Here is a 19,235-nt window from a genome sequence, read left to right as displayed (position 1 = left end):
GACCGCGGCGGAGCCCTACCGCGACACCGAGGTGACCGACGGCCCGGAGTCCGGCACCCCCGCGTAATCGGGCAGCTCGACGCCGTTGACCGCGCGCTGGACCAGGTCGGTGAGCCACTCGGTGTCCGGCTCCGCGGCCGGCTCGGCGTCCGGGTCGGGGATGCCGCGCATCTTCGCGTGCAACCGGCCGATCTCCTGGTTGGCCTCGACGAACGGCCGCATCAGCTCCTCGTACCGGGCGAACCCGGCCGCCGGGTCCCAGCCGGCGGCGGCCAGCTCCCCGGCCAGCAGGTAGGCGCCGATCAGGGCCAGCCCGGTGCCCTGCCCGGACAGCGGCGACGAGCTGAACGCCGCGTCCCCGAGCAGCCCGACCCGCCCGCTCGACCAGCGGTCCATCACCACCTGGGCGACCTGGTCGAGGTAGAAGTCCGGGGTGTCGTCGACGTGCGCGAGGATGCGCGGGGTCAGCCAGGCGAAGTCCGCCATCCGCTCGCGCAGCAACCGCTTCTGGGCCTCGATGTCTCGGTAGTCGACGTCGAAGTCGGCCGCGGTGAAGGAGAACATGGCCATCGCGCGGGTGGCGTCCCCGATCGGCCGCAGGCAGGCCGACCGGCCGGGCTCCTGGTAGTCCAGCAGCCAGCGGTCCAGCCCGAATTCGTTGGGCACGCTGTAGAACGCCAGCACGTGCCCGAGGTGGCGGACGAACCGCTCGCGCGGCCCGAAGACCATTCCCCGCACCGACGAGTGCAGCCCGTCGGCCCCGATCACCAGGTCGAAGCGCCGCGAGTCACCGCTCGCGAACGTCACGTCGACGCCGCTGCCGTCCTGGCTGAGCTCGGCGATCCGGTCACCGAAGACGTACTCGACGCCGTCGCGCGTGTCGTCGTAGAGGACCTGGGACAGGTCACCGCGCAGGATCTCGATCTCGGTGATGTAGCCGTCGCCGCCGTCGTCCTCCGCGCTGAAGGTCTCCAGCACGTTCCCGTCCGCGTCCACGGTGTGCGCGCCGGCGGTCTGCGTGCGGGCCGCGCGCACCGCCTCGTCCAGCCCCATCAGCCGGATGACTTCCTTGGTCACGCCGCGCGCGTCGACCGCCTGCCCGCCGGGACGCAGCCCGGGCGCCCGCTCCACCACGGTCACCTCGGCCCCGCGGCGGCGCAGCCAGTGGGCCAGCGCGGGCCCCGCGATGCTGGCGCCGGACACCAAAACCCTGATACCGCTCATCGTTCCCCCTGCCGTTCGGATCAGTGCCGGGATAGTACAGCGGCACGTCAGTCGGCAGCGGGCTCCTCGCTGGGGAAGAGGATGGGGCTGAGCAGGTACCGGGTGCGGCCGGGGGCAGGCGGGTGGGCCAGCCGGGGCAGGATGGCGGCGCGCAGTTCGTCGTTCATCGCGATCAGTTCGTCGCGGCTGAGCCAGACCGCGTGCTGCCGGTAACCGACCGGATCCGTGGCGGGGTCGGTGTTCTCGCGGTCGAGGTAGGCGTTGAACTCGGCGACGAGGGCGGCGACCGCGACGGCGAACCCGCGCCGGTGGTCCTCGGTGGACAGTGCCGCGGCCGTCTCGGGATCGATCGACGCGCGTTCCGGGCGCAGCTCGTAGTGGCGCTCGACCGCGCCGCGCACGCGCCGTTCGTCGGCCACGCGCAGGATCCCGCCCGTGGCGAGCAGCTCGACGTGCCGGTAGACCATGGCCTTCGAGACGTCCGGCAGCACCGCGCAGAGCTGGGCGGTGGTGTGCGTCCGGCCGCCGCGCATGGCGTGCACGATCCGCAGCCGGACCGGGTGCGCCAGCAGTTCCAAGGTGTCCACTACCGAACGATCTCACACGGTGCTACCGTTCGCAAAAAGCGAGAATGGTGGGGGGAGAACGTGGACGAGGAACCGGCGGCGGTCGCCGCGGCAGTGGTCGGGCTGGCCACCGAACGGCGGTTCGCCGACGTCGAGGCGTTGTTCGCGCCGAGGCTGCGAGCGGTGGCCTCGGCCGAGACGCTGCGCGTCGGCTGGGAGGGCGAAATCGCCAAGATCGGGCCGGTCTCGGCGGTCGGGGGCGCGGTGAGCGAGCCGGGCGAAGCGGGGCTGGTCCGGGTACGCGTCCCGGTGACCTGCGAGCGCGGCGGGCTCACGGTGGTCATGTCGGTCGACCACGCCGGCCTGCTGCACGGCCTGCGGCTGGGGCCGCCCGCCGGCGCCGCCTGGGAGCCACCGGACTACGCCACCCCGAAACGGTTCACCGAGCGGGAAGTCACCGTCGGTTCCGGCCCGCCGGCGGTGCCCGGCACGCTGACCGTCCCGGCCGGGCGCGGCCCGTGGCCGGGGCTGGTGCTGCTCAGCTCGGGACCGTTCGACCGCGACCTGACGACCGGTCCGAACAAGCCGTTCAAGGACCTGGCGTGGGGGCTGGCGAGCCGGGGCGTCGCGGTGGCCCGGTTCGACAAGGTGACCGGCACGCACCCCCACGTCGGCGCCGAACCCGGGTTCACGATGGCCGAGGAGTACGTGCCGCACGCGCTCGCCGCCGTCCGCCTGCTGCGGGAGCAGCGGACGGTGGCCGCCGAGCGGGTTTTCGTCCTCGGCCACAGCGGCGGCGGCAAGGCGGCCCCGCGGGTCGCGGCCGCCGACGCGTCGATCGCCGGCCTGGTGAGCCTCGCCGGGGACACGCTGCCGCTGCCCCGGGCCGCGGTCCGGGTCGTCCGCTACCTCGCCGAGCTGGACCCCGGCCCGGCCATGACGGCGGCCGTCGAGGCGGTCACCCGGCAGGCCGCGCTCGTCGAAAGCCCCGGCTTGACGCCCGCTACCCCGGCGGCGGACCTGCTCTTCGGCTGGCCGGCGTCGTACTGGCTGGACCTCCGCACCTACGACCCGGTGGCGACCGCGGCCGAACTCGCCAAGCCGATGCTCATCCTGCAGGGCGGCCGCGACTACCAGGTGACGGCGGCCGGCGACCTGGCCCGCTGGCGGGCGGGCCTGGCACACCGGCCGGACGTCACGATCCGCGTCCACGACGCCGACGACCACCTGTTCTTCCGCGGCGAGGGGCCGTCGACGCCCGCGGGGTACGAGGTACCGCAGCACGTCGACCCGGCGGTGGTCGCCGACATCGCCGGGTGGCTGGCCGCCCAGGCGCGGCCGGGCTCCCGGCGCGCCCGGCCCTCCACAGATCCTCGACCCGAGAGCACGAACCACCGCGGAAGCCGGTGGATCAAGCGCTTTCTGCGGCGCCGGGGCCGCGGCCGACCGGGCTCGAGGCGTTCGACCTCATCGAACTGAAGCGCGGTGGGGATCCGACGCGTGACGCACGACCATTCCCGCCAGTGGTACGTGGTGCTGACCCGCGTGCATGTCCCGGTCCCGCAGCGAACCCTGGCTCACCGGCCGGGGGAACGAAATCTTCACGACGTTCAACGACGGAATGCGGAAGATCTGCACCGTTGCCTCGTCGACGTGGTAAAGCAAAGCCACCACCCGCTCGTTCAGGAATTCCTCGTCCGCCGCCACGCGATAGCCGTCGGCGTCGCGCATGAACAACTCCATCGTCACCCAGAACGGGCCCGCGTTCTTGGAGCGGACCTCGTAGGCCAGGTCCGCCAAAGTGGTTTCAGGCATGGGTCTTCCCCTCGAACTCGATCCGGAACAGGTCCGATGGCGCGCAGTCGACGACGTGGTTGAGCACGAATTCGTACGCCGCCCCGCGTTCGACCTCCGCCGGGGACGACGGGAACGCGAAGCTCGGCAGGTAGTCCATCGACGGCGTCGGCAGGTGCAGCATCAGCGGGTTGGCCACCTTCGCCACCGCGGTCGCCGTGGCTTGGTCCGGCGCGTTGACCAGCAGCATCACGCCTACCTCGCGCGGCGGACCAGCCTCGGGCTCCAACGAGCCCAGCACCGCGTTGTGACCGTACAGCCGCAGGTCGAACGCATATTCGTCGGCGGCGAGGCCCAGCGTCTGACCCACCCGCTGCGTGATCAGCGCACGCATCAGGGCGGCCCACTCGTCGATGTCGGCCAGCACCAGCGGGTCGCGGATCGCCGCGAACGACATCGTCTCGTACCCGGTGATCCGCGCGCCCTCCAGCTTGATCGTGTGCTGGTCCGCGACGTGGAACCGCGACCCGGTGACGCGGACGGTCCGGTCGTCGACGGCGGTGTACACCGCCTCGCGGACGTCGAGCGTGCCGTCGGGTTCGCGCATCTCGAACGGGTTCGCCGTCTCGTACAGCATGTGCGCCGCCACCAGGATCGGCGTGCACGCCGCGCCCGGGTCGAGCGGCTCGATCGTGAAGCCGCCGGCGTCGATGGTCGCCAGGACGCCGCCCGCGCGCGGGTTGTCCGTGCACTGGCCGCCGCATTCGACGATCTTGGCCGCGTGCCACGTCGGCCCGGCCGGCATGCCCTTCAGGAGCGGGAACGCCGCCGCCACCGCCGTGTCGGTCGCCCGGCCCGCCAGGACGACCTGCGCGCCAGCGCGCAGTGCCTCGGCGATCGGCTCGTGCCCCATCGCGCCGACGATGTGCGTGCAGCTTTCCAGGGTCTCGGCGGCCAGTTCCCCCAACGGGGGCAACGGGTGCACGCGGCCCGCGTCCAGGTGCTCCTTCAGCTCGGCCGCGTCCTGCTCGCTGTAGATCTTCGCGACCTTCAGGTCCAGGCCCTCCTCCGCGAGCACCTCGGCGGCGATCCCGGCGACCCAGTCGACGCCGGCGTCGGTCCCGCTCGTCCCGCACGACCCGACGATCACCGGGATCCCGGCGCCCGCGGCGGCCGTGAACAGGCTGCGCAGGTCGCGCGCCACGGCCTTGGCGGTCGTCTTGGCCGTCGCGGCACCCAGGTAGTACGGGCCGGAGTCCGTCGACCCGCCGTCGATGCTGATGACGTCGGCCCCCAGGGCGATGCCGCGTTCGACCGTGGCGTGGTCCCAGCCCGCACCGAGCATCCCGCTCGGCGCCAGTACGCGCACCTTGTCCATGTCCCTCATCCCTCTCCGTTCACCACGTACCGGGCCCGGCCGTCCAGGGCCGCGACCAGTTCTTCGGCACCGCGCAAACCGGCGGCCCGGCGTGCTTCGGCGGTCTGCCCGGCCAGGTGCGAACAGACGACGATCCCGGCCACCCCGCGCAACGGGCTGTCGAGCGGCAACGGCTCTTCGCACACGACGTCGAGCACCGCGCCGGCGATCTCGCCGGACACCACGGCCGAAACCAGCGCCGCCTCGTCGACGATCGCGCCGCGGGCGGTGTTGACGAGCACCGCCGCCGGCTTCATCAGCTTGAACGCCGAGGCGTCCAGCAGTCCCCGCGTCCGGTCGGTCAGCGACGTGTGCACCGAGACGTAGTCCGAAGTGGACAGCAGCTCGGGCAGCCCGGTGAACCGGACGTCCGGGCCGCGCAGGCCGGACGTGCAGACGACGGTCATCCCGAACGCGCGCGCCAGCGGCACGACCGCCCGTGCGGAAGCGCCGTACCCGATGAGCCCGAGCGTCGACCCGCGCAGTTCGCGCCCGTCCTCGCGCGGCCACTTTCCCGCCGCCACCCCGGACGCCGACTGCACGAGCCGCCGCGCACCGGCGAGCAGCAGCCCCATGGTGTATTCGGCGACGGCGTTCGCGTTGACGCCGGGCAGGGTGCTGACGCTGATCCCCCGGCGGGCGGCGGCTTCGACGTCGATGGAGTCGTAGCCGACGCCGGTCCGGACGATGACGCGCAGCTTCGGCGCGCGGGCCAGCACGCCGGCTGAGAGCGGCTCGTTGGCGACCAGCGCCGCGTCGATCCCGTCGAGCGCCTCGACCAGCTGCTCGGGATCGCGCTTGCCGTTCATCGGAGCGTGCACGGTTTCCAGCCCGGCGCCGCGCAGGTATTCGTCGACCTCGTCGCCGGGGCGCAGGTAGTCGGTGGTGACCAGGACCCGGTTCACAGGACGCGCCCGTCGGTGCGGCGCCGCTGCAGCACGGCGACGCGGGCGATAAGGAGCACCGCGATCGCCGTGACGAGCGCGATGTCGAGCAGCAGGAACGGCCAGCCGGTCACGTCGACCATGCCGCCGACCAGCGCCGGCCCGAGGAACCCGCCGCTCGACCAGCCGACGGTGTAGAGCCCGGTGTAGGTCCCGAGCACGCGGGCCGAGGGCGCGAGGTTCCACAGGACGACCGCCGCGTTGACCATGAACGCCGCCGCGCCCGCGGCCGCCACGCACATCGCGACGATCGTGCCGGTGGGTGTCCGCACGACGGTGCCGAGCACCATGGCCGCGGCGAACACGGCCATCCCGATCAGGATCACCCGCAGCCGCCCGAAGCGTTCGGCGAACAGCGCCACCGGGTAGGCGGCCGCGAGGAACGCCAGGCCGCTGGGCAGGGTGAGGCCGCCGGCGTCACCGCGGGACACGCCGAGCGTCTCGATGCCGTAGTTGGTGACGAGGGAGCGCGACGCGAACCACGCGCCGCCGAACGCGAAGACGGCCAGGATGACCAGCAGCCGGCTGCGGTCGGTGTCCCGCAGGATGTCGAGCAGGACGTCCCGCATCCGCACCCGCGGGGAGTTTTCCGCGTGGCCGGCGCGGTCTTCTTCGAGCGCGGCCCGGTAGGCCGGGGAGTCGCTGTCGCGCACCCGCCAGGCGAGCACGCCGATCGACACCAGCATCAGGACCGCCGGGATCGCGAAGGACAGCTTCGGGAAGTCGTCGATGAGGAAGAGGCTGATCAGCGCGGCGACGATCACGGTGATGCTGGAGGCGATCTTGACCGCCGCGTTGGCCCGGCCGCGGCGTTCGGGGGCGATGAAGTCCGGGAGCAGCGACTCGGCGATCGGCTTGAACGAGTTCGCGACGAGCGCGTAGCCGAACATCACCAGGACGAGCAGCGGCAGCGAGACCGCGGCGTGCGGGATGAGCACGAACAGCACGGCCGCGACCGGCATGCCGGCGACGAGGTACGGGATGCGGCGGCCCCACGCCGTCCGGGTGCCGTCCGAGCGGTTGCCCATCCACGGCTGGATGAAGATGCCGAGCAGGTTGTCCATGCCCATCAGGGCGCCGATCAGCGCGGCGCTGCCGACGTGCTCGCGCAGCAGGGGCGGGACCTGGGAGTCGTAGAGGTTCCACGTCGACTCCTGCGCGAAGACCGCCAGAGCCACGAAGAACGTGATGCGTCCCGGCCGGACGCGCGGGGTGGTCAACGTCATCGTCGGCACCTTCCCTTGGGCATGGCCGCCACCGTACTTTTGCTATAGCAAGATGGTCAATAGTTGCAAACAAGTTTTGCCATGGCCAGTAGGCTGGGCGCATGATGGGTGAGGCACTGCAGACCGACACGCTCGCCGACCGCGTGTACCGGGCGCTGCGCGACGCGATCACCACCGGCGAGCTGCGCCCGGGCCAGAAGGTCACCGAGCGCGGCTTCGCCGAGCGGCTGTCGGTCAGCCCGACGCCGGTGCGCGAGGCCATCCGGCGCCTCGAGCAGGACGGCCTGATCGAACGCGCCGGCCCGCGCACGGTGAAGGTGGCGGTGTTCGGCGGCGCCGCCGTCCAGGACCTCGCCGAGGTCGAGGTCGGCCTGCGCGGCATGGTGGCCCGCTTCGCCGCCCGCCACGCGACGCCGGAGCAGCTGGACGGCCTCGACGCGGTCCTCGACGAGGCCGACGACCTGCTCATCCTCATCAAGCAGCGCCACGAATCCGGCCAGGACGTCGAGAAGCACGTGGGCCGGCTCTTCGACGCCCTGCAGCGCTTCAACGGCCTGGTCGAGTCGTGCGCGGGCAACCCGGTGCTCGTCCGCCTCCTCGACCAGACCCGGGTGTTCTCCTACCCGGAGCGGCGCTCGCGGGTGCTCGAGCGCGTCAGCGTGGACGAGACGTTCGGTCTCGACCGCTACGAGACCCACCGCGCACTGGTCCGCGCGCTGCGGGCGGGCGATTCGGTTCAGGCGGAGGCGCTGGTACTGGAAGACGCCAGGGGCGGCCTCGGGGACCTGCTCGCGAGCTCATGACGCGGTGACGAGCCGCTCCGCGATCGCTCACTCCGGACCTCGGTCGTTCCCTCGCCACCCAGGTCGGGAGTGAGCACCTCCGGCGCCCGCACAGGTCCGCGCACTACGCGCCGGCGGTTCAGGCGGAGGCACGGGTATCGGAAGACGCCCGCCGCGACCCGTGACCGATCCGCTCCGCGATCGCCGCACCCAAACCCTCGGTCGTTCCCGAACCACCCAGGTCAGGAGTGAGCACCTCCGACCGCTCCACCAGCACCCGCACTGGTCCGCGCACTACGCGCCGGCGGTTCAGGCGGAGGCACCGGTATCGGAAGACGCCCGCCGCGACCCGTGACCGATCCGCTCCGCGATCGCCGCACCCAAACTCTCGGTCGTTCCCGAACCATCCAGGTCGGGAGTGAGCACCTCCGGCCGCTCCTCCAGCACCCCTTCGATCGCCGCGACGACGTGTGCGGCGGCCTGCGGCTCGCCGAGGTGGTCCAGCATCATCGCGCCGCTCCAGATCTGGGCCACCGGGTTCGCGATGCCCTGCCCCGCGATGTCCGGGGCCGAGCCGTGGACCGGCTCGAACAGGCTCGGCCGTGTGCGGTCGGGGTTGATGTTGGCGCTCGGCGCGATCCCGATCGTGCCGGTGCACGCCGGGCCGAGGTCGGACAGGATGTCGCCGAAGAGGTTGCTCGCCACGACCACGTCGTAGGCCCGCGGGTTCAGCACGAACTTGGCCGCGAGGATGTCGATGTGGTCCTTGTCCGCGGTGACCTCCGGGTACCGCGCGGCCATCGCCGCCGCGCGCTCGTCCCAGTACGGCATCGAGATCGAGATCCCGTTGCTCTTGGTCGCCCACGTCAGGTGCTTGCGCGGCCGGGCGGCGGCGAGGTCGAAGGCGTAGCGCAGCACGCGGTCCACGCCCGTCCGGGTCATCACCGTCTCCTGCAGCACCGTCTCGCGGTCGGTTCCCTCGAAGATCCGGCCGCCGATGCTGGAGTACTCCCCCTCGGTGTTCTCGCGGACGACGAGGAAGTCGATGTCCCCCGGCCCGTGGCCGCGCAGCGGGCCCCGCACCCCGCGCAGCAGCCGGACCGGCCGCAGGTTGACGTACTGGTCGAACCCGCGCCGGAACTTCAGCAGGCTGCCCCACAGCGACACGTGGTCGGGCACGACCGACGGCCACCCGACCGCGCCGAAGAAGATCGCGTCGAAGCCGGAAAGGATCTCCTGCCAGTCCGGCGGCAGCATTTCGCCGTGCTCCAGCCAATAGTCCGCGGAGGCGAAATCGAACTCCGTCGTCTCGAGCCCGAAGCCGTGGACGTCGGCCGCGGCACGCAGGCAGCGCAAACCTTCCGGGACGACCTCCCGCCCGATGCCGTCGCCGGGGATGACCGCGATGCGGTGGTGCACGAGCCGCTCCTCGAAGTAGGGGTCCCGCCACTGTGGACGGCCGCCCGGCACCCCGGCAAGATCGCTCGCGGCAACCTATCCTTTCCCCCATGGAAAGGCTCGACGACCTCGGTTTCTTCCACGTGGTCGCCGTCAGCGAGACGCTCACCGCCGCCGCGCGCGAGCTGGACGTCTCGCTGCCGGTGGTCAGCAAGCGCCTGAAGGCACTGGAAGAACGGCTAGACGTCCGCCTGGTGCACCGCGGCGCCCGGCGGCTCGCGCTGACCGCCGAGGGCGAGCTGTACGCGGCCCGCGTCGAGGCGATCCTCGACCAGGTGCGCGAGCTCGACGACCTGGTCGGCCACCGCGCCGGCGACCTGCGCGGCCCGATCGTCGTCCAGGCGACCCTCGGGCTGGGCCGCGCGCACGTCGCGCCGCTCATCGGCGAGTTCACCGCGCGGCACCCGCGGGTGCGCGTCCGGCTCCACACCTCGGCGCTGCCGCTGCGGCCGCACCGGCGCGAGTTCGACCTCGCCGTGCACGTCGGGACGCCGCCGGACTCGACGCTGCGGATGCGCCGGCTGGCGCGCAACCGCCGGGTGCCGTGCGCGGCACCGTCCTATGTGGACCGTCGCGGGACCCCCGAACGGATCGAGGACCTCGCCTCGCACGACTGCATCGTGCTGCGCGAGAACGAGGGCGACTTCGCCGTGTGGCGCTTCGGCGGTGCCGCCCAGCCCCGGCAGGTGCGGGTGCGCGGGAGCCTGGCGAGCAACGACGGCGACATCGTCACGGACTGGGCGCTTCAAGGCCGCGGGATCGTGATGCGCTCGGAATGGCAGGTCCGGCCCCACCTGGACAGCGGCGCCCTGGTGCGGGTGCTGCCCGGCGTGCCGACGCCGCCCGCGGACATCTACGCCCTGCTGGCCGACGACGCCCACGTCCCGCGCCGGACGGCCGAGCTGGTCACCCACCTGGCCGCCCGGCTGCCGGACGCGATCACGGCTTCGCGGCGCCCGAGCCGGTGAAACCGCGTAGCCGCAGGCTGTTGCCGACCACGAACACCGAGCTGAACGCCATCGCCGCGCCCGCGATCATCGGGTTCAGCAGCCCCGCCGCGGCCAGCGGCAGCGCCGCCAGGTTGTAGGCGAACGCCCAGAACAGGTTGCCCTTGATCGTCCGCAGCGTCCGGCGGGACAGCCGGATCGCGTCGGCGACCGCGCGCAGGTCGCCGCGGACCAGGGTGATGTCGCTCGCCTCGATCGCGACGTCCGTGCCCGTTCCCATGGCGAGCCCGAGATCGGCCTGCGCCAGCGCCGGCGCGTCGTTCACGCCGTCGCCGACCATGGCCACGACCTTGCCCTCGTCCTGCAGCCGCTTGACGACGTCCAGCTTGTCCGCCGGCAGCACCTCGGCGATCACCTCGTCGATCCCGACCTCCGCGGCCACCGTGCGCGCGACCGCGGCGTTGTCCCCGGTCAGCAATACGGGGGTCAGCCCGAGCGCCCGCAGCCGGGCGATCGCTTCGGCCGATGTCGGCTTGACGGTGTCGGCGACCACCAGGACGCCGCGGGCCGCGCCGTCCCAGGCCACCGCGACCGCGGTGTGCCCGCGCGCCTCGGCCGCCGCCTTCGCCGCCGTGAGGTCCGCCGGCAACGGCCGGCTCCAGTCTTCGAGCAGCGCCGGGCGGCCGACGAGGACCGCGTGCCCGTCAACGATCCCCTGCACGCCAAGGCCTTCCACGTTCGTGAAGTCCTCGACGGCGGGCAGCTCGCCGCGCTCACGGGCACCGCGGGCGATGGCCGCCGCGATCGGGTGCTCCGACGCGTCCTCCAGCGCACCGGCCAGCCGCAGCAGCTCGCCCTCGTCGACGCCCCCGGCCGCGTGCACGCCGGTGAGCGTCATGCGGCCCGCGGTCACCGTGCCGGTCTTGTCCAGCACGACCGTGTCGACGCGGCGGGTCGACTCCAGCACCTCCGGGCCCTTGATCAGCACACCGAGCTGGGCGCCGCGGCCGGTGCCGACGAGCAGCGCCGTCGGCGTGGCCAGGCCGAGCGCGCACGGGCAGGCGATGATCAGCACCGCGACCGCCGCGGTGAACGCCGCCGCGGTCCCGGCGCCGCTGCCGAGCCAGAAGCCGAGCGTGGCCACGGCCAGCCCGATCACGATCGGGACGAACACCCCAGAGATCCGGTCGGCCAGCCGCTGGACGCCGGCCTTGCCGCTCTGGGCGTCCTCGACCAGCTTGGCCATCCGCGCGAGCTGCGTGTCCGCGCCGACGCGGGTGGCCCGCACGACCAGCCGGCCGCCGGCGTTCACCGTCGCGCCGGTGACGGCGTCACCCTCGCCGACCTCGACGGGCACCGATTCGCCGGTGAGCATCGAGGCGTCGACGGCGGACTTGCCGGTCTCGACGACGCCGTCGGTCGCGATCTTCTCGCCCGGCCGCACGACGAACCGGTCCCCCGCCGCCAGCTCGGCCGTCGGGATCCGGACTTCGGCGCCGCCCCGCAGCACCGCGACCTCCTTCGCGCCGAGTTCCAGCAGCGCCCGGAGCGCGGCGCCCGCGCGGCGCTTGGACCGCGCCTCGAAGTACCGGCCGGCCAGGATGAACGTGGTGACGCCCGCGGCGACCTCGAGGTAGATCGCGCCGGCGCCGTCGGACGGCGCGATCGTCAGCTCGAACGGGTGGGTCATCCCCGGCGTCCCGGCCGTGCCGAACAGCAAGGCCCACAGCGACCAGGCGAACGCGGCCAGCACGCCCATCGACACCAGCGTGTCCATGGTCGCGGCGCCGTGGCGCAGGTTCGTCCACGCCGCCCGGTGGAACGGCCACGCGCCCCAGGTGACGACCGGCGCGGCCAGCGTCAGCGAAATCCACTGCCAGTACGTGAACTGCAGCGCGGGCACCATGGCCAGGAGGATCACCGGCACCGTGAGCACGGCACTGGTGATCAGCCGCTGCCGCAGCGGATCGGTCGCCGGGCCTACCGGCTCGGCCGGCTCCGGCCGCGGCAGGGTCGCGCGGTAGCCGGCGGCTTCGACCGTGGCCACGAGGGTGGCCGGATCGACGTTCCCGGGCGCCCGCACGCGGGCCTTCTCCGTCGCGTAGTTGACCGAAGCGGTTACGCCGTCGAGCTTGTTGAGCTTGCGCTCGACGCGGTTGGCGCAGGACGCGCAGGTCATGCCGCCGATCGCGAGTTCGATCTCGGTCATGGTCGCCTCCGTCAGTGGCCGGTCGTCAGGGTGAATTCGGCGGTCCGCACGACACCGCCGTGGCGGAAGTCGAGGAACAGCCGGTAGGTCCCCGCGCTGGGTACCTCGGCGGCGAACTTCACCTCGGGCCCGGCACCGGGGTTGCCCTCGGGGTGGACGTGCAGGTAGGCGAGGTCGCCTCCGCGCAACGCGACCAGGTGCCCGTAAGCACCGAGGTACGGCTGCAGATCGGTGACCGGGACGCCGCCGCGGCCGACGGTCAGCGTCAGGGGCGACGTCTTCCCCGCGACCAGGTCCCCGGTGAGCTCCACGCGGTAGCCGTCGACGTTCGCGACGCGGCTGGGCGCGAAGGTCACCGGCTGGTAGTCCCCCGCGACCGAAAAGTCGGCGCCGAGGGTCATCGGCTTGCCGCCGGTGGGCGCGAAGTCGGCGAACGCACGGTAGGAACCCGCGGCGGGCAGCGTCAACGGGACGCTCCACGTGCCGTCCGGGGCCAGATCGGGGTGGACGTGCCGGAAGCCCGAAGTGTCGCGGCGGACCACGATCAAGTGCAGCTTCTTCTCGTGCTCGACGTCGAACGCGGTGACGGCCTTGCCGTCCGGGCCGGTGATCGCGAACGAGAACCGGCCGGGTTCGGGCGTCGGGCCGGCGAGGGTGAAGGTGTAGCCGTCCCCGCTCGCGGCGAGCCCGCCCGGCAGCTCACCCGCCGCGGCCAGCTCGGCGTGACCGGCGCTTTCCCCGGCCATGCCCGCGTGTCCGGTGCCTTCCCCCGGCGCGGCGGCGACCGGCCCGGCCGCGGTCCCGGCGGCGAACCCCCCGGCGGCGAGCAGCGCGAGCGCTCCCCCGAACGCGGCGAGCCGTGCTGCGGTGTTCATGGCAACTCCCCTCGATCCGTTCGCCCGGCTCAGCCGGCGAAGGTGTAGCCGGCTTCCTCGACAGCGGCGCGGATCCGCGCGGCTTCGGGCGCCCGCTCGCTGGTGACGGTGACGGTTCCGGTGGGCAGGTCGACGGCGACGGCGCTGACGCCCTCGACCGCGCCGACCTCCTCGCTGACGGAAGCCACGCAGTGCGCACAGGTCATGCCGGTCACGGTGTAGGTGCTCTCCATGACTCGAAGGTACCCCTACGGGGTATGGGTTTCAAGTGATGGCGATCACCCCGGATCTGCGTGACGATGGAAGCGCTTGCATCGGACAAAGGAGTTCCGCATGGTCAAAGCGTTCAGCCGGCGCACCGTTCTGCTCACCGGCCCCGGGATCACCGCCGGGCTCGCGCTCCCCGGCGTAGCCCGAGCCTCTTCGACCGGCCGCGTCGGGTTCACCCTCGACGCCGAAACCCTCGACGGCGGCGAGCAGATCACCTCGCTCACCCTCGGCACCGCCCGGCTCGGCCCGCTCGATCCGGCGAGCCTCACCACCACGACGTTCGGCGTGCACGTCAAGGCCACCAGCCCCATCGACACCGGCGGCCAGGACATCGGCTACGACCTCGACCGGCCCGTCACGGCCGCGCGGCTCGACCACCGCGGGAACATCGTGCTCGAACTGAGCCACGGCGAAGGCCAGACGGGCGGTGGCACCCTCGGCTACATCAACGGCAAGGGCCGCAACGTCCGGCTCGACCTGGTCTACACCATCACGCAGAACGCCCCCGTCCGGCGGCACGGCCGTCCGGTCAACATCGGCGGCTTCACCCAGGACCGGCTGGTCAACCCCGAAGTCGACGCCTTCACCCACCACGTCTCGGGTTCGGGGATGAAGTACCGGCTGTATTCGCCCTCGGAGCGGCACGGCCGGAGACCGCTGGTCGTCTGGCTCCACGGCGGCGGGGAAGGCGCTTGGCTGCCCGACGGCTACTACGACAACGAGACCACGCTGCGCGCCAACCGCGGTGCCCTCGGCTTCGCGACCCGGGAAGCGCAGGCGACCTTTGAAAGCGCTTACGTCGTGGCGCCGCAATGCACCGCGGCCTGGATGGACGACGGCCCCCGCTTCGCCCCGCTCATCCGCGAGATCGTCCGGGACGTCGTCCGCGCGCACCCCGTCGACCCCGCCCGCGTGCACGTCGCCGGCTGCAGCAACGGCGGCTACATGAGCCTGAAGATGACCACGGTCTACCCCGGCACGTTCGCTTCGTCGGTGCCGGTCTGCGGCGTCGTCGCCGGGCGAAAAGCGGGCGACCCACCGCTGATCCCCGACCCCGAGCTGACCGCGATCACCACGCCCACCTGGCTGATCGCCTCCCGCGACGACGACACGGTGGACCCGTTGGCCAACTCCGTCCACGCGCACGACCTCATCCCGCGTGCCGAACTGACGCTGTACGACCACGTGATCCGGAACGGGCACCAGTTCCCGGGGCACTGGTCGTGGATCTACGCGGCCCGCAACGACCCGAGCACGCGCGGAACCCACCTGTGGCAGTGGATGGCGCGCAAGGTCAACGGCGGATGAGGCCGAGGTCCGTCGCGGCCGCGACGGCGGCGGTGCGCGAGTCGACGCCGAGTTTGGTGTAGCAGCGGGCCAAGTGCGATTTCACCGTGCCTTCGGTGAGGTGGAGGCGCTCGGCGACGGCCCGGTTGGACAGGCCGTCGGCGACCAGGGCGAGCACTTCGATCTCCCGCCGGGTCACCGCGGCACCGGGCCGGCGCATCCGGTCCACCAGCCGGTCGGCGACGGTGGGCGCCAGGGTGGTGCGCCCGGCCGCCGCGGTGCGCACCGCGGCGGCCAGGTCCTCGGGCAGCGCGTCCTTGAGCAGGTACCCGGTGGCACCGGCCTGGATGGCGGGCAGCGTGTCGGCGTCGGTGTCGTAGGTGGTGACGATCAGGACGCGGGGCGCCCCGGCCCGGGCGGTGATCGCCGCGGTGGCTTCGGCTCCGGTCATCCCGGCACCGAACTGCAGATCCATCAGCACGACATCGACGTCCCCACCGGCGGCCCGCGCCACCGCGGCTTCGGCGGTGGCGGCCTCGGCGACCACGACGAGACCGGGCTCGGTCTCGAGCACGGCCCGCAACCCGGCCCGGACGACGGGGTGATCGTCGGCCAGCAACAGGCGGATCGGGGTCTCGGTCATGGGCGGGCCTCCGGCTGCATCTCGGCGGCCCGGGCAACGGCGGCCTCGAGACCGGGCTGGGCTGCCCGCCCCGCCCGTACCACCAGGAGGTCGTCGACCGGCAACAACCGGATCGGCATCTCGGTCATCGGCGGGCCTCCCGCTCCATCTCAGCGAACCGCGCCCCGGCGACCTCGAGACCCGGCTCGGCCGCCCGCCCCGCCCGTACCACCAGGAGGTCGCCGGCCAGCAACACCCGAATCGGCATCTCCGTCATTGGCAGGCCTCCCGCAGCATCTCGGCGAACCGCGCCCCGGCGACCTCGAGACCGGGCTCGGCCACCCACCCCACCCGCACCAGGAGGTCGACGGCCAGCAACACCCGAATCGGCATCTCCGTCATCGGCAGGCCTCCCGCTGCACCTCGGCGAACCGCGCCCCGGGCTCGGTCGCCGACCCGATCAAGCTGCCGGTCAACGGTGCACCTCCGGCTGGGCTTCGGCGGGCCGGGGCAGCGGCAGGCGGGCCGCCAGCGCCGTGCCCTGGCCGGGGGCCGACTCGATGGTGAACGAGCCGCCCAGTGCGTGGGTGCGGGCGCGCATGGCCGCCAGGCCGAAACCGCCCTCGCCGGGGTCGGGGGCCGGGAGCTCGCCGGGTTCGAAGCCGGTGCCGTTGTCGACGACGTCGAGGGCGATCTCGTCGCCGAGGTAGCTCAAGGTGACCTCGGCGGTGGTGGCGCCGGCGTGGCGGACCGTGTTGGCGAGCGCCGCCTGGGCGATGCGCAGCAACGCGACCTCGTGCGCCGCCGGCAGCGGTGCCGGGTCGCCGGTGCGGTGGAAGCGCGCGGTGATCCGGTGGCGGACGCTGGTGGTGGCGCACAGGCGTTCCAGCGCGCCGGCGAGCGTGGTGCCGTCCAGCGCCGGCGGGGTGAGGGCGGCGACGAAGCGGCGTGCTTCGGCGAGGTTGTCCGCGGCGGCCTGCCGGGCCTGCTCCACGTAGCGGGCCGCGTTCCCCTGCGGTTCTCCGGGCAGGGACCGCCCGGCGGCGCGCAGCAGCAGCTGGATGCTGGACAGCCCTTGGGCGAGGGTGTCGTGGATCTCGCGGGCCAGGCGTTCCCGCTCGGCCAGCACCCCGGCGGTGTGCTGGGCCTCGGCCAGGTCGGCCCGGGCCGCGGTGAGCTCCTCGATCAGGCGACGGCGGCGTTCGCTCTCCTGGTAGAGCGCCTGGTACCCCCACACCACGGCGACCGCGACCGCCGCGCCGAGCGCCGGGCCGATCGCGGCGGCCGGGCCGAAGGTGCCCTGGTGCGCGGCGAAAGCGATGATCGCGGTCAGGGCCGTGGCGAGCACCGCGAGCAGGCCCGCCCGGCGGGACAGCAGGTGGAGCTGGAGGAAGTACAGCGGGAAGGCGACCCACACGCCGTCGGCGGTCAGCACCACCAGGGCCAGCCACCCGGCGCCGACCGCGCCCAGCCACGCCGCGGCGGCCCGCCGGGACGTGCGGACGGGCGGGAGGAGCGGCCCGGCCGCGTACACCACGGCGCAGGCCACCGCCACCGCGACGACCGCCCCGGCCCGCGGCTGACCCCCGGCCACGGCCCGCGCGGCCGCCAGGACCAGCAGGGCGACGAGCAGCAGGTGCAGGCACCAGGTCAGCACCCGGGTGGTCGGCGTCAAGGCAGGAGCGGCGGCGTTCACAGTGCGTCCAGGTTACGGAGCCGCGGCGGGAACCACCTCTATCGAAAGGGGGAACCGGCGCGCCACCGTCCGGCCCGGGAAGTGCCGTCCCCGGCCGGATGCCCCACCGGGGCACCGGCGACGACTGTGGGGACGTACCCGCTCCCCTCCCGAAAGGACAGACCGACGCCGTGTTCGTCGCCTGGAGAGACCTGAAGTTCGCCAAGGGGCGCTTCGCCCTGATGGGCACCGTCATCGTGCTGATCACCCTGCTGGTCGGCCTGCTGTCCGGACTGACCGCCGGGCTCGGCAGGCAGAACGTCTCCGCCATCACCGGCCTACCCGCCGACCGGATCGCCTTCGGCGGCGGCCAGGACCCGTCGTACGCCGACTCCACCGTCACCGAGGCGCAGTGGCGTCAGTGGGCCGCCGCACCGGGGATCACCGGCGCCGAACCGCTGGGCATCACCACCACCAAGGCCACCGCCGGTGCCCGGAGCAGCGGGGTCTCCGCCTTCGGCGTCCGAGCCGGATCCGGGCTCGCCCCGGACGGCGGCGCGCTCACCGGGCACACCGTGGTCCTGTCCGTCGCGGCCGCCGCCGACCTGGACACCGGGCCCGGTGCCCGGATCACGCTGGCCGGACGGCAGCTCACCGTGGCCGCGGTGGCCGGCGACGCCTCGTTCAGCCACACCCCCGTCGTCTGGACCACCCTCGACGTCTGGCGGGCGATCGCCCCGCCGACCGGCGGCGACGCCACGGTGATCGCCCTGACCACCACGTCCGGCGCCGACCTCGCGGCCACCGACCACGCCGCCGGCACCCGGACGGTCCCCCGGGACGACTCGCTGTCGGCGATCGGCTCCTACCGGTCCGAAAACGGTTCCCTGCAACTGATGCGCGGCTTCCTGTTCGTCATCTCCGCCTTGGTCATCGGTGCCTTCTTCACCGTCTGGACCATCCAGCGCAGCGGCGACGTCGCCATCCTCAAAGCCCTGGGCGCCACCACGGCCGGGCTGCTCACGGACGCACTCGGCCAAGCCGCCGTCCTGCTCGCCGGCGGCACCCTCGCCGGCACCGGTCTCGCCGTCGCCGCCGGTGCCGCGCTGGCCGGTTCCGCGATCCCCTTCGTCCTGACCCCCGCCACCGTGCTCGTCCCGGCCGCCGTGCTGGTCCTGCTCGGCGGGCTGGGTGCCGCGCTCGCCATCCGCCGGGTCACCGCCGTCGACCCGCTGACCGCCCTGGGAAGTGCCCGATGAGCCTCACCCTGACCGGAGTCACCCTCACCTACCCCGACGGCGACACCCGCCTGACCGCACTCGACGACGTCAGCCTGGCCGTCCCGCGGGGCAGCCTGACCGCGGTGGTCGGGCCGTCCGGCTCCGGCAAGTCGAGCCTGCTGGCCGTCGCGGCCACGCTGATCACGCCCGACTCGGGCACGGTCACCGTCGACGGCACCACGACCGCCGGACTGAGCCGCGGCGAGTGCACGGACCTGCGCCGCCACAAGATCGGCATCGTCTTCCAGCAGCCCAACCTGCTGCCCGCCCTGACCGCCGCCGAACAGCTCCAGGTCATGGCCCGCATCGACGGGCGTTCGGCGGCCAAAGCTCGCACGCGCGCGCTGGACCTGCTCGACGCGGTCGGCCTCGCCGCCCAGGCGGGACGCCGTCCGCACCAGCTCTCGGGCGGTCAGCGCCAGCGCGTGAACATCGCCCGGGCCCTGATGAACGACCCGACGGTCCTGTTGATCGACGAGCCCACCAGCGCCCTCGACCACGACCGCGGCGCCGCCGTCATCGATCTGGTCACCCGCCTCACCCACCAGCGAGCCACCGCGACTGTCCTCGTCACCCACGACCGCGCCCACCTCGCGGCGGCGGACCGGATCACCGAAGTGCGCGACGGCCGCCTGCGGGTTTCGGCACCGGCGGGTTGA

At 73.2% G+C, this 19,235-nt stretch carries 20 protein-coding genes; 6 read left to right on the top strand and 14 right to left on the bottom strand.

Annotation, left to right across the window (positions count from 1 at the left end; all coding sequences use genetic code 11):
* Nucleotides 1–15: 15 nt before the first annotated feature.
* Nucleotides 16–1,224: an FAD-dependent monooxygenase gene (locus AB0B33_RS26955; protein WP_360776768.1), complete on the bottom strand. Its 1,209-nt coding sequence runs from the start codon at nucleotides 1,222–1,224 to the stop codon at nucleotides 16–18.
* 47 nt (nucleotides 1,225–1,271) lie between these two features.
* Nucleotides 1,272–1,811, bottom strand: a complete 540-nt coding sequence (locus AB0B33_RS26950; protein ID WP_247022699.1) for a helix-turn-helix domain-containing protein — start codon at nucleotides 1,809–1,811, stop codon at nucleotides 1,272–1,274.
* A gap of 60 nt (nucleotides 1,812–1,871) precedes the next feature.
* Here AB0B33_RS26950 and AB0B33_RS26945 point away from each other — a divergent pair, with 60 nt between their 5' ends.
* On the top strand, nucleotides 1,872–3,269 hold the full coding sequence (locus AB0B33_RS26945; protein ID WP_360776766.1) for a hypothetical protein: 1,398 nt from the start codon (nucleotides 1,872–1,874) through the stop codon (nucleotides 3,267–3,269).
* On the opposite strand, the gene AB0B33_RS26940 is transcribed toward AB0B33_RS26945, so the two are convergent.
* Genes AB0B33_RS26940 through AB0B33_RS26925 form a run of 4 tightly spaced genes read right to left on the bottom strand, consistent with a single transcriptional unit; the run spans nucleotide 3,258 to nucleotide 7,171 of the window.
* Nucleotides 3,258–3,605: a DUF4387 domain-containing protein gene (locus AB0B33_RS26940; RefSeq protein WP_360776764.1), complete on the bottom strand. Its 348-nt coding sequence runs from the start codon at nucleotides 3,603–3,605 to the stop codon at nucleotides 3,258–3,260. The genes AB0B33_RS26945 and AB0B33_RS26940 overlap by 12 nt on opposite strands.
* On the bottom strand, nucleotides 3,598–4,962 hold the full coding sequence (locus tag AB0B33_RS26935) for an acyclic terpene utilization AtuA family protein (protein ID WP_360776762.1): 1,365 nt from the start codon (nucleotides 4,960–4,962) through the stop codon (nucleotides 3,598–3,600). The genes AB0B33_RS26940 and AB0B33_RS26935 overlap by 8 nt, the downstream gene beginning before the upstream one ends.
* 5 nt (nucleotides 4,963–4,967) lie before the next feature.
* Nucleotides 4,968–5,906 (bottom strand): phosphoglycerate dehydrogenase, encoded by a 939-nt coding sequence (locus AB0B33_RS26930; RefSeq protein ID WP_360776760.1) that lies wholly within the window; start codon nucleotides 5,904–5,906, stop codon nucleotides 4,968–4,970.
* The gene (locus AB0B33_RS26925) at nucleotides 5,903–7,171 is read right to left on the bottom strand and encodes an MFS transporter (RefSeq protein ID WP_360776758.1); all 1,269 of its coding nucleotides are present in this window, start codon (nucleotides 7,169–7,171) and stop codon (nucleotides 5,903–5,905) included. The genes AB0B33_RS26930 and AB0B33_RS26925 overlap by 4 nt, the downstream gene beginning before the upstream one ends.
* A gap of 101 nt (nucleotides 7,172–7,272) precedes the next feature.
* On the opposite strand from AB0B33_RS26925, the gene AB0B33_RS26920 reads away from it, so the two are divergent.
* On the top strand, nucleotides 7,273–7,974 hold the full coding sequence (locus AB0B33_RS26920) for a GntR family transcriptional regulator (RefSeq protein WP_360776756.1): 702 nt from the start codon (nucleotides 7,273–7,275) through the stop codon (nucleotides 7,972–7,974).
* Nucleotides 7,975–8,262: 288 nt separating this feature from the next.
* On the opposite strand, the gene AB0B33_RS26915 is transcribed toward AB0B33_RS26920, so the two are convergent.
* Nucleotides 8,263–9,372 (bottom strand): tartrate dehydrogenase, encoded by a 1,110-nt coding sequence (locus AB0B33_RS26915; protein WP_360776754.1) that lies wholly within the window; start codon nucleotides 9,370–9,372, stop codon nucleotides 8,263–8,265.
* Between the two features lie 89 nt (nucleotides 9,373–9,461).
* Between AB0B33_RS26915 and AB0B33_RS26910 the strand changes: the two genes are divergently transcribed.
* The gene (locus AB0B33_RS26910) at nucleotides 9,462–10,379 is read left to right on the top strand and encodes a LysR family transcriptional regulator (RefSeq protein ID WP_360776752.1); all 918 of its coding nucleotides are present in this window, start codon (nucleotides 9,462–9,464) and stop codon (nucleotides 10,377–10,379) included.
* On the opposite strand, the gene AB0B33_RS26905 is transcribed toward AB0B33_RS26910, so the two are convergent.
* The 3 genes from AB0B33_RS26905 to AB0B33_RS26895 are packed head-to-tail and all read right to left on the bottom strand — an operon-like array spanning nucleotide 10,351 to nucleotide 13,675.
* Entirely contained in the window at nucleotides 10,351–12,567 is a 2,217-nt protein-coding gene (locus AB0B33_RS26905; protein ID WP_360776750.1) for a heavy metal translocating P-type ATPase, read from the bottom strand. The two genes, AB0B33_RS26910 and AB0B33_RS26905, sit on opposite strands and share 29 nt — an antisense overlap.
* Nucleotides 12,568–12,578: 11 nt before the next feature.
* Nucleotides 12,579–13,442 (bottom strand): hypothetical protein, encoded by an 864-nt coding sequence (locus tag AB0B33_RS26900; protein WP_360776748.1) that lies wholly within the window; start codon nucleotides 13,440–13,442, stop codon nucleotides 12,579–12,581.
* 29 nt (nucleotides 13,443–13,471) lie between these two features.
* A complete protein-coding gene (locus tag AB0B33_RS26895; protein ID WP_360776746.1) occupies nucleotides 13,472–13,675 on the bottom strand; it encodes a cation transporter in 204 nt (67 codons plus the stop codon).
* A 100-nt stretch (nucleotides 13,676–13,775) separates the two neighbouring features.
* Here AB0B33_RS26895 and AB0B33_RS26890 point away from each other — a divergent pair, with 100 nt between their 5' ends.
* Nucleotides 13,776–15,020 (top strand): PHB depolymerase family esterase, encoded by a 1,245-nt coding sequence (locus AB0B33_RS26890; RefSeq protein ID WP_360776744.1) that lies wholly within the window; start codon nucleotides 13,776–13,778, stop codon nucleotides 15,018–15,020.
* Here AB0B33_RS26890 and AB0B33_RS26885 read toward each other — a convergent pair.
* The 4 genes from AB0B33_RS26885 to AB0B33_RS26870 all read right to left on the bottom strand — a co-directional run bounded on the left by AB0B33_RS26885 (nucleotide 15,007) and on the right by AB0B33_RS26870 (nucleotide 17,296).
* Complete coding sequence (locus AB0B33_RS26885) at nucleotides 15,007–15,642, bottom strand: response regulator transcription factor (protein ID WP_247022687.1); 636 nt, start codon at nucleotides 15,640–15,642, stop codon at nucleotides 15,007–15,009. The two genes, AB0B33_RS26890 and AB0B33_RS26885, sit on opposite strands and share 14 nt — an antisense overlap.
* On the bottom strand, nucleotides 15,639–15,770 hold the full coding sequence (locus AB0B33_RS26880; RefSeq protein WP_360776742.1) for a hypothetical protein: 132 nt from the start codon (nucleotides 15,768–15,770) through the stop codon (nucleotides 15,639–15,641). The genes AB0B33_RS26885 and AB0B33_RS26880 overlap by 4 nt, the downstream gene beginning before the upstream one ends.
* 124 nt (nucleotides 15,771–15,894) lie before the next feature.
* Nucleotides 15,895–16,023 carry a hypothetical protein gene (locus AB0B33_RS26875; RefSeq protein WP_360776740.1) on the bottom strand — a complete coding sequence of 43 codons (129 nt, stop codon included), beginning with the start codon at nucleotides 16,021–16,023 and terminating at the stop codon, nucleotides 15,895–15,897.
* Nucleotides 16,024–16,093: 70 nt separating this feature from the next.
* The gene (locus tag AB0B33_RS26870; protein WP_360776738.1) at nucleotides 16,094–17,296 is read right to left on the bottom strand and encodes a sensor histidine kinase; all 1,203 of its coding nucleotides are present in this window, start codon (nucleotides 17,294–17,296) and stop codon (nucleotides 16,094–16,096) included.
* 191 nt (nucleotides 17,297–17,487) lie between these two features.
* Between AB0B33_RS26870 and AB0B33_RS26865 the strand changes: the two genes are divergently transcribed.
* A complete protein-coding gene (locus tag AB0B33_RS26865; RefSeq protein ID WP_360776736.1) occupies nucleotides 17,488–18,555 on the top strand; it encodes an ABC transporter permease in 1,068 nt (355 codons plus the stop codon).
* Nucleotides 18,552–19,235, top strand: a complete 684-nt coding sequence (locus tag AB0B33_RS26860; protein ID WP_360776734.1) for an ABC transporter ATP-binding protein — start codon at nucleotides 18,552–18,554, stop codon at nucleotides 19,233–19,235. Before AB0B33_RS26865 ends, AB0B33_RS26860 begins: the two co-directional genes overlap by 4 nt.

Source organism: Amycolatopsis sp. NPDC049159, from assembly GCF_040648295.1.
Classification (GTDB): Bacteria; Actinomycetota; Actinomycetes; order Mycobacteriales; family Pseudonocardiaceae; genus Amycolatopsis; species Amycolatopsis pretoriensis_A.
Note: the sequence above shows the minus strand (reverse complement) of the source record. Positions and strands in the feature narration are given on the sequence as shown.